The following is a 6,883-nucleotide window of genomic DNA, read 5'->3' on the forward strand; positions in this document are numbered from 1 at the left end:
GGTCCTGCGGCGAGGACCGGCCGGGCCGAGGGGATCAGCGCCGGCCCACCGGCTGGGGCTCCTCGGCCGCGCCGCGGGGCGAGTCGTCGTCCGACCCGGGCTCCGCGCCGGTTCCCGCGCGGGGGCCGGAGCCGGCCACCCCGGAGGAGCCGGACCCGTGAGCCGGTCCGCTGCCGGTCGTCCTGCCACGGCGCGCCTGGCGGCGTCCGCTCCCGGTTCCCGGAGCGGTCTCGCCCGCGTCGTCCGCGGCGAGCTCCGGGTCGTTGACCTCCCGCTCCAGGCGCAGCACCTCGGGGGTCCGGCGGCGCAGCCGGCGGACGAGGTTGGCGATCATCAGGAGGATCACGAAGGAGAACGGGAAGGCGCCGATGATCGTGCCGGTCTGCACGGTGTCGACGACGGCGGTGCCGCCCAGCGTCAGCAGCGTGAGGGCCACGGCCGCGATGCTCGCCACGAGCACCACCCGGAAGTACGGGCCGGCCTTTCGCGGGGCGGAGACGAACTCGGCGAGCGCGTGGGCGCCGGAGTCCAGCGACGTCACGTAGTAGGTGGCGACGAGGACGGTGGCGACGACGAGCAGCAGGGAGCCCACGACGGGCACGGACTCCAGCATGACGAACAGCCCGCTCGAGGTGTCCGCCGCGACCGCGTCGGAGATGCCCCGCCCGCTCCCGTCGTCGTAGTGCAGCGCCGCCGAGCCGATGACCCCGATCCAGATCATGACGATCACGGAGGGCACCACGGTGACGCCGATGACGAACTCCCGGATGGTGCGGCCGCGCGAGATCCGGGCGATGAACCCGGCCACGAACGGGCTGAACGCGATGACCCAGCACCAGATGAAGACGGTCCACCAGCCGTTCCAGCTGTCCTGCCAGCTGGAGATGTCCTGGCCCGCGGCGCCGGAGTCGGTCCAGAAGCTCATCGCCATGAAGTTGGCGAAGAAGGATCCGAACGTCTGCGTGATGTTGGAGAGCAGGAAGACCGTGGGCCCGAAGACGAACACGGCCACGATGAGCACGATGCTCAGCACCGAGTTGAGCTCGCTGATCCGCTTCATGCCCTTGTTGATGCCGAAGAACGCGGAGACTGCGGTGAGGCCGGCCAGCCCGAGGATCACGGCGAGCCAGACGCCCGGGCTCGAGGCCAGGCCCGTGAAGGACCCGATGCCGGAGGTGAACTGCATGGCGGCGAACCCGAACGAGGTGGCCAGGCCCAGGACGGTGGCGATGATGGCCAGCAGTTCGACGACGACGCCCGCGCCGCGCCGGGACCACTTCGGCAGGATGTCCACGGTGGCCTCCCGGAACGTCAGCGTCTTGCCGAGGTTGTGGTGGGAGTAGGCCAGGCAGACCGCGACCACGCAGTACATGGCCCAGGCGGTGAAGCCCCAGTGGAAGTAGGACCACACCATGGCGCCCTCGGCCTCGCTGGTCTGCCCCGACGAGACCACCGGGTTGTCGTCCCGGAGCAGGATGGGCTCGGCCACGGACCAGAAGATCAGGCCGATGCCCTGGCCGCACGCGAAGAGCATGGAGTACCAGGCGAACTTGCCGTGCTCGGGCCGGGCCTTCGCCCCGCCGAGGCGGACGGAGCCGACCCGGCTGAACACGAGCCACACGCACACCCCCACCGCGATGAGCGAGTAGAGGATGAACAGCCAGGTGAAGTCGCCGGTGACGAAGGTGCGTGCTGCCGAGATCGCCTCGGCCGCGCCGGTCGGGTTGACGGTCACCAGCACGAGCACCGCGGCGATCAGCACCGGCGGGAGGATCGTGATGACGGCCCGGTCCAGGGCGGGCAGGTGCATCCCCCGGAAACGGGGAACGTTCCCGGACCCGGTGACGGGTCCTGCGGTGGCGTCTTGTCTTCTCATGTGAGTCTCACTTCCCGAACTCGCTGGAGACCGCCCGGACGATTCCGTCCCGGACAGCGTTGAGCAGCAGCTCGCCCCGCTCTGCGGTGGCTCCTGCTGGAGAGGAGAGGCATCCCGAGCTCGGGGTCCGAGCCGGGTCCTCGGGGAGGACGTCGTAGGGGGTCAGCTGCGCAGGGGGGTGGGACGGGGCGCGGGACATGTCGACCTTCTCGGGGTGCAGCCGCAGCATGAGCGAGGTCTCGAGGACCCCGCCGTGCTCGACGTCCCAGCCGTGGAAGCCCTCGGGGAAGACGGCCTCCAGGGTGCGGTCGTCGACGAAGTCCCAGTAGGAGAGGAGCACGACCCTGCTGTCGTCCAGGCCCGCGGCCCGGGCCTCCCGCACGGCGAGGTCCGCGCCCTCGTAGAGGAACTGGTAGTTCTCGAAGTGCCCGTTGATCACGACGAGCCGGCGGATGCCGTGGCGGAAGAACTCCAGGGCCACGTCCCGGACCTGCAGGATCAGGGTCTGGGCCGAGAGGCTCGTGGTGCCCGGGCGGTGGTTGCCGCCGCCGGAGCGCGGCTGGGACTTGTACCCGTAGCTCAGGGCCGGGGCGACGAGGGCGTCGAGGTCCTCGGCCGCCGCGGTGGCGACGGCCCGGGCGAGCATGGCGTCCACCCCCAGGGGCATGTGCGGGCCGTGCTGTTCGGTGGCGCCCGTGGGCAGGAGCACCAGGCCGTGGCCGGTGGACGTGTAGTCCTGGTAGCTGTGGGCGTCCAGGTCCTCGAGCTGTCGTGTGGTGAGCACCGTGGTCCTTTCGGGAACCCGGCCCGCGAGGTGCGGCGGGAGGCGGGGCCGGGGACCGTGGGGTCGCCGGCGGGGTCGGTGGGCGGGGTCGGTGGGCGNGGAGGGCGCCGCCGCCCCGGAGCGGGTCAGGCCTGCACGATGTTGTGCTCGGGGCCGTACGGGAACTTCGTGATGTTCTCCGCACCGTCCTCGCCCACGACCAGGATGTCGTGCTCACGGTAGCCACCGGCACCCGGCAGTCCCTCGGCGACGGTGATCATCGGCTCCATGGACACGACCATGCCCGGCTCCAGGACCGTGTCGATGTCCTCGCGCAGCTCGAGGCCGGCCTCGCGACCGTAGTAGTGGCTGAGCACGCCGAACGAGTGGCCGTAGCCGAAGGTGCGGTTGGCCAGCAGGCCGCGGGAGATGAAGATCTCGTTGAGCTCGGCCGCGATGTCCTTGCAGACGGCGCCCGGCTTGATGAGCTCCAGCCCGCGCTCGTGGACCTCCACGTTGATCTCCCACAGCTCCCGGGAGCGTGCGTCCGGCTCGCCGAGGAACAGGGTGCGCTCCAGGGCGGTGTAGTAGCCCGAGGTCATGGGGAAGCAGTTCAGGGAGAGGATGTCGCCCTTGCGCAGCTTCCGGGTGGTGGCCCAGTTGTGGGCGCCGTCGGTGTTGATCCCGGACTGGAACCACACCCAGGTGTCCCGGACCTCGCGGTGGGGGAAGGTGCGGGCGATCTCGTGCACCATGGCCTCGGTGCCGATGAGCGCGACCTCGTACTCGGAGATGCCCTCGCGGATCGCGGCCCTGATGGCCTCGCCGCCCAGGTCGCCGATGCGGGCGCCGTGCTTGATGACCTCGATCTCCTCGGCGGACTTGATCATGCGCTGGCGCATGGCGTCCTGGGAGACGTCGACCAGCTCGGCGCCGTCGAACGCGGCCTGGATGCGCCGGCGGGTCAGCAGGGGCAGCGCGTCGTCCTCGACGCCGAGCCGGCGGGCCGGGACGCCGCGCTGGCGCAGGGCCTCCTGCAGGCCGAAGTAGAAGTTGTCGCGCTGCCAGTCGGTGTAGACGATGTTCTCGCCGTAGCTGGTGCGCCACGGCATGCCGGCGTCGATGTTGGCGGTGACGGTGACGGAGTCCTCGGCGGTGACGACCAGGGCGTAGTTGCGGCCGAACGTCGTGTACAGGAAGTCCGAGTAGTACTTGATGCCGTGGTAGCTGGTCAGGATGACGGCGTCGAGGTCCTGCGCCGCCATGATCCGCCGCAGTCCGGCCAGGCGGCGCTCGAACTCGGCGTCGGAGAAGGTGAGCTTCTCCTTCTGCCCGTTGTGCAGCACCTTGAGGCGCTCGAGCTCGGCGACGTCGGTGGCGTTGGGGATGACGGTCTCGGTCGAGATGGTCATGATCGTCCTTTCGTGGAGTGGTTCCCGGACAGGTCGTCCGGGGGTCGCGGCGGGCGCCGGGCGGCGCCGACCGGGGTCGGGAAGCGTGGGGAGCGGGTGCGGGCCGTCAGTGCTGCAGGGGCTTGCCGCACGTCTCGCGGGACAGGGCCACGGCGACGAACGAGATCGCGGCGGCGGCCATGAGGTACCAGGCCGGTGCGAGGTTCGTGGCGAAGGCCGAGATGAGCAGGGTGGCCATGAAGGGGGCGGTGCCGCCGAAGACGGCGTTGGAGAGGTTGAAGCTGACGGCGAAGCCGGTGTATCGGATGCGCGTGGGGAACAGCTCGGCCAGGAAGCTCGGCAGGGTGCCGTCGTTGAGCGTCAGCATGGCGCCGAGCAGGACCTGCACGCCGAGCACGGCCAGGAAGGTGCCGGACTCGAGCACCATGAACGCCGGGACCGTGAGCACGATGAAGCTCACCGAGGCGGCCATGAGCATGCGCTTCCGGCCGAAGCGATCCGAGGCCAGTCCGGTCACGAAGATGAACCCGATGTAGGACAGCAGGGCGAACGAGGTGGCCAGGAAGGACTCCGTCTTCCCGAGGCCGATCTCCTCCGAGAGGTAGGTCGGCATGTAGCTGAGGAGGATGTAGAACCCGACGGCGTTGAGCAGCACCGCGCCGACCGCCCGAAGCAGGGCGCTCCAGTGATTGCGGAACATGTCCCGGACGGGCGCCGTGATGACCTCGTCCTCCGCCGCCAGTTCCTGGAAGGCGGGGGTGTCCTCGAGCTTCGTGCGGATGTAGCGGCCGATGAGCCCCATCGGAGCCGCCAGCAGGAAGGGGATCCGCCAGCCCCAGCTGTTCAGCTGGTCGTCGGAGAGCACCGCGGTGAGCCCGGCCACGAACAGGGAGCCGAACAGCAGGCCGGCGGCCGTGCTCGCAGGGACCACCGCCGCGTAGAGGCCGCGCCGGTTGGCGGGGGCGTACTCCACGAGGAAGGCCGAGGCCCCGGCGTACTCGCCGGCCGCGGAGAAGCCCTGGACGATGCGCACGACCAGGAGCAGGGCCGGGGCGAAGACGCCGATGGTGGCGTAGCCGGGGATCAGGGCGATGCAGAACGTGGACACCGACATGATCAGGATGGACAGGGACAGCGCGGTGCGCCGGCCGAGCTTGTCGCCCAGGTGACCCCAGATGAAGCCGCCGAGGGGCCGGACGAAGAACGAGATGGCGAAGAGCGCGAAGGTGGCGAGCAGGGCCGTCTGGGGATCCGACTCGGGGAAGAAGACGACGGCGATGGTCGCGGCCAGGTAGCCGTAGATGGCGTAGTCGAACCACTCGACGAAGTTGCCGATGAAGCTGGCCGTCACGACCCGGCGGCGGACGGCGGTGTCCGGCGCGGAGGCCTTCGCGGTGGGGATGGGGCGCGTCGATGCGCCGGTGGGGTGCTGTGCCATGGTGTCTCCCGACTGCCAGGTGTTGCGTTTACTGCAACAGCGTTGCCTCAATGTAGGGAGTGATCTGCGCCACGGTCAAGGGGTTTGGCATTAATTTCCTGGGACCCGCCTCGTTCTCGGCAGGTGGCGGGTCTGAATCAGCGCACTTCCGTTGTTCAAGACGCAACAGAGTGCGTCCCTCTCGCCGCACGGGTCGTGCCGGCGCGGCGCGTGACGCTGCGTGACGGTGCGGGGACGTGGGGATTCCGGCCGCGCGGGGGTTGCCCCCTGTCCGCAGCGGCACCCTGGCTGCGGCAATCCCGGAGGGGCGCCGACCCCTTCCACGTTCGGTATATGAGTGATATATCTATTGGCGACAGAAGTGTGAGGTGCTTCACGGACGGACAGGAGGGTGCGGTGCGCCGACGTCACAGCGAGACCCCCGGCCGCCCGGCGGACACGATGACGCTTCCGCGGCAGCGCCCGGGAGCGGCGAGCGTGGTCGTGAGGGGTGCGGGCCTGAGCGGCGGATCCGCCCGGTGGGCGGACCGAGCGGAGGGGTCCGCGTGCTGAGTGCCACCCTGCGGCAGCCCGCGCCCGCCCGCCCGCGTGTGTCCCGGGGCATGCGAGTGGAACGGGTCGCGGCCTCCGGGGTTCGCTCCCGGGGCGGCGACCTGTGGGGCGTCGAGAGCAACGTCTGGATCGTCGGCGACGACGAACGGTGCGTGGTGATCGACCCGGCCCACGACCCCGCCGCCGTCCTCGCCGCCGTCGGCGGCCGCGCCGTGGCGGCAGTCCTCCTGACCCACGGCGACGACGACCAGGTCCGCGTCCTCCGTGAGCTCGCCGAGCCGGTCGGTGCACCGGTCTACCTGCACCCCGCGGACACGGTGCTGTCGGAGCAGGCCCACCCGGTCACCCGTCTCGGGCGGGCGATCAGCGACGGGGACACCTTCGTCCTGGGCGGGGTGCGCCTCACGGCGCTGCACACGCCCGGGTACTCGCCCGGTTCGGTGTGCTTCTCCGCACCGGGTCTGGGCGACCACGGGGTGCTGTTCTCCGGGGAGACCCTGCTCCGGGGCGGGGTCGGAGCCACCGGGCGGTCCTGCTCGGACCGCGACGCCGTCGTCGAGTCCGTCCGCACCCGGCTGCTGACCCTGCCGGAGGACACCGAGGTGCTCGCCGGTCACGGCGAGCCCACCACCGTTGGCAACGAGAAGCCGCTCCTGCACGACTGGATCGATCGTGGCCGCTGACATCCTGCGGCCGGGAATCCGGCACCCAGCTTTCCGCAACCACTCGACCGATCTCCGCCAGGGCGGACCTCGAAGGAGCTGTATCTGATGTCTTATGTTCTTCCGTTCACCGAGATCGATCTGTCGGACCTGGAGGAGGTCGGGGGCAAGAACGCGTCC

General features: G+C 70.4%; 5 protein-coding genes. 1 reads left to right on the plus strand and 4 read right to left on the minus strand.

What is annotated here, in order from left to right; all coding sequences use genetic code 11:
- Positions 1 to 34: 34 nt before the first annotated feature.
- From ACH9EU_RS06875 to ACH9EU_RS06890, 4 genes are all read right to left on the minus strand, one after another.
- The gene (locus ACH9EU_RS06875; RefSeq protein ID WP_396413200.1) at positions 35 to 1,876 is read right to left on the minus strand and encodes a BCCT family transporter; all 1,842 of its coding nucleotides are present in this window, start codon (positions 1,874 to 1,876) and stop codon (positions 35 to 37) included.
- A 7-nt stretch (positions 1,877 to 1,883) separates the two neighbouring features.
- Entirely contained in the window at positions 1,884 to 2,660 is a 777-nt protein-coding gene (locus tag ACH9EU_RS06880; RefSeq protein WP_396413201.1) for a creatininase, read from the minus strand.
- Between the two features lie 125 nt (positions 2,661 to 2,785).
- The gene (locus tag ACH9EU_RS06885) at positions 2,786 to 4,051 is read right to left on the minus strand and encodes a M24 family metallopeptidase (RefSeq protein WP_396413202.1); all 1,266 of its coding nucleotides are present in this window, start codon (positions 4,049 to 4,051) and stop codon (positions 2,786 to 2,788) included.
- Positions 4,052 to 4,157: 106 nt separating this feature from the next.
- Positions 4,158 to 5,489, minus strand: a complete 1,332-nt coding sequence (locus tag ACH9EU_RS06890) for an MFS transporter (protein WP_396413203.1) — start codon at positions 5,487 to 5,489, stop codon at positions 4,158 to 4,160.
- A 545-nt stretch (positions 5,490 to 6,034) separates the two neighbouring features.
- Here ACH9EU_RS06890 and ACH9EU_RS06895 point away from each other — a divergent pair.
- Positions 6,035 to 6,724: an MBL fold metallo-hydrolase gene (locus tag ACH9EU_RS06895; protein ID WP_396413204.1), complete on the plus strand. Its 690-nt coding sequence runs from the start codon at positions 6,035 to 6,037 to the stop codon at positions 6,722 to 6,724.
- Positions 6,725 to 6,883: the final 159 nt, after the last annotated feature.

This window comes from Kocuria rhizosphaerae (assembly GCF_044462265.1).
GTDB classification, from domain to species: domain Bacteria; phylum Actinomycetota; class Actinomycetes; order Actinomycetales; family Micrococcaceae; genus Kocuria; species Kocuria rhizosphaerae.

Bases quoted from the DNA above. Each gene is read 5' to 3' on its own strand.
- ACH9EU_RS06875 (WP_396413200.1), bottom strand. From the start codon at position 1,876: ATGAGAAGACAAGACGCCACCGCAGGACCCGTCACCGGGTCCGGGAAC.
- ACH9EU_RS06885 (WP_396413202.1), bottom strand. From the start codon at position 4,051: ATGACCATCTCGACCGAGACCGTCATCCCCAACGCCACCGACGTCGCC.
- ACH9EU_RS06890 (WP_396413203.1), bottom strand. From the start codon at position 5,489: ATGGCACAGCACCCCACCGGCGCATCGACGCGCCCCATCCCCACCGCG.